Genomic DNA, 2,467 nt, shown 5'->3' on the forward strand with positions numbered 1-2,467 from the left:
TCCAGCAGCGACCAGCCATCCGCGAACGGCGCCAGAGCAACAGCACACTCGGCCATCCGAGCCCCGAACACCGGAGACGATTCAAGCAGTTCGACGGCCATCGCCGCCCACTGCGAACCCTGACCCGGGAAGACGAACGCCACCTTCCCCGCGGGCCCGACCGTGCCCCGGACCAGGCCCGCCGCGACGCCATCCTCGGCGAGCGTGCGCAGGGTCGTCCTCAGCTCGTCGGCGTCGGTTCCCACCACGACGGCGCGCTGCTCGAACGCGGCACGGGTGGAGGCCAGTGCGAGGCCGATCGTGTCGGGTGCGGTCTGCGGCGCGGCGTCCAGACGGTCGAGCAGCCGCCGTGCCTGGCCGGCGAGTGCCGCCGTGCTCCGGGCCGACAGCACCCACGGCAGGGCGGAGGTCACGGCCGGGGCGTGCGGCCGGCTGTCGTGCCCGTCCGCCACGCGCCCGTCGGCGGTCTCCGGGGCCTGCTCCAGGATGACGTGCGCATTGGTGCCGCTGAATCCGAAGGAGGAGACGGCGGAGCGACGCGGTCGGTCGTTCTCCGGCCAGTCGCGGGCTTCCGCGAGCAGTTCGACCGCGCCCGCCGTCCAGTCGACGTGCGAGGACGGCTCGCCGACGTGCAGGCTCTTCGGCAGCACGCCGTGCCGCATCGCGAGCACCATCTTGATCACACCGGCCGCACCGGCCGCCGCCTGGGTGTGCCCCAGGTTGGACTTCACCGAACCGAGCCACAACGGCCGGTCCGCGGGCCGGTCCTGGCCGTAGGTGGCGAGCAGCGCCTGCGCCTCGATCGGGTCACCCAGCGTGGTGCCGGTGCCGTGCGCCTCCACGGCGTCGACCTCGCCGGGCGTCAGTCCCCCGTTCGCCAGGGCCTGCTTGATCACGCGCTGCTGGGAGGGGCCGTTGGGGGCGGTGAGGCCGTTGGAGGCGCCGTCCTGGTTGACCGCGCTGGCGCGGACGATGCCGAGTACCGGGTGCCCGTTGCGCTGTGCGTCCGACAGCCGCTCGACCAGGATCATGCCGACGCCCTCGCCCCAGCCGGTGCCGTCGGCGTCCTCGGAGAAGGCCTTGCAGCGGCCGTCCGCGGCGAGCCCGCGCTGCCGGCTGAACTCCACGAAGGTGCTGGGCGTCAGCATCACCGTCACACCGCCCGCCAGGGCGAGCGTCGACTCACCGGTCCGCAGCGACTGGCAGGCCAGGTGCAGCGCGACCAGCGAGGACGAGCACGCCGTGTCGACGGTGACGGCGGGGCCCTCCAGGCCGAAGGTGTAGGAGACCCGGCCGGACGCGATGCTGCCCGAGGTGCCGGTGCTGATCTGGCCCTCGGCGCCCTCCACGGACTGCTGGAGCACCATGGCGTAGTCGTTGTACATCACACCGACGAACACGCCGGTTCGGCTGCCCCGGACGGAGCCCGGGTCGATGCCGGCCCGCTCGAACGCCTCCCAGGAGGTCTCCAGCAGCAGCCGCTGCTGCGGGTCCATCGACATCGCCTCACGCGGCGAGATCCCGAAGAAGGCCGGGTCGAACTGCCCTGCCCGGTGCAGGAATCCGCCCTCGCGGACGTACGAGGTGCCCTGGTGGTCCGGGTCCGGGTGGTAGAGGTTCTCGACGTCCCAGCCGCGGTCCTCCGGGAAGGGGGAGAGCGCGTCGCGGCCGTCGGCGACCAGGCGCCACAGGTCCTCGGGTGACGTCACCCCGCCCGGATACCGGCAGGCCATGCCGACGATCGCGATCGGTTCGTCGTCCAGGACGGCCGAGGGCGCGGTGGGAGCGGCGGTGGGCACCGTGCCCAGCAGCTCGGTGCGGAGCTGCTCGGCGAGCACGGCCGGGTTCGGGTAGTCGAAGACCAGCGTGGCGGGCAGTCGCAGACCGGTGACCGCGTTGAGGCGGTTGCGCAGTTCGATGGCGGTCAGCGAGTCGAAGCCGAGGTCCTTGAACGCACGGTTGGTGTCCACCGCTGCCGAGTTCGGGTAGCCGAGCACGGCGGCGACCTCGGTGCGCACCAGGTCGAGCAGGGCGGTCGTCCGCTCGGCCTCTCCCAGTGCCGCCAGCCGGTCGGCGAGTGCCGACCCCCCGGTGTTTCCGCCGACGGCGGCCGCCCGGCGCAGCGGCGCCCGGACCAGGCCCCGCAGGACCGGCGGCACCGGCCCGCCCGAAGCGGCCTGGGCCCGCAGCCCGGCGAGGTCGAGACGGATCGGCACCAGCACCGCCTCACCGAGACCGTCCGCCGCATCGAGCAACGCCAGACCCTCCGCCGCGGACAGCGCCTGCACACCACCGTGCGCCATCCGCTGGACGTCGCCGTCGTCGAGGGCATCGCCCATGCCGCCCGCCCACAGGCCCCACGCGAGGGACGTGGCCGGCAGGCCGAGCGAACGGCGGTGCTCCGCGAGCGCGTCCAGGAACGCGTTGGCCGCGGCATAGTTGGCCTGCCCCGCCGCACCGAACACAC

The 2,467-nt window shown here is 73.6% G+C and carries 1 protein-coding gene; it reads right to left on the minus strand.

Going from position 1 to position 2,467, the window contains the following annotated elements:
- Positions 1–2,467: beta-ketoacyl synthase N-terminal-like domain-containing protein (locus ACIOFR_RS42050; RefSeq protein WP_401006090.1), on the minus strand; the 2,467-nt coding region annotated here is incomplete at both ends.

Source organism: Kitasatospora sp. NPDC088346 (assembly GCF_044740765.1).
Lineage (GTDB): Bacteria > Actinomycetota > Actinomycetes > Streptomycetales > Streptomycetaceae > Kitasatospora.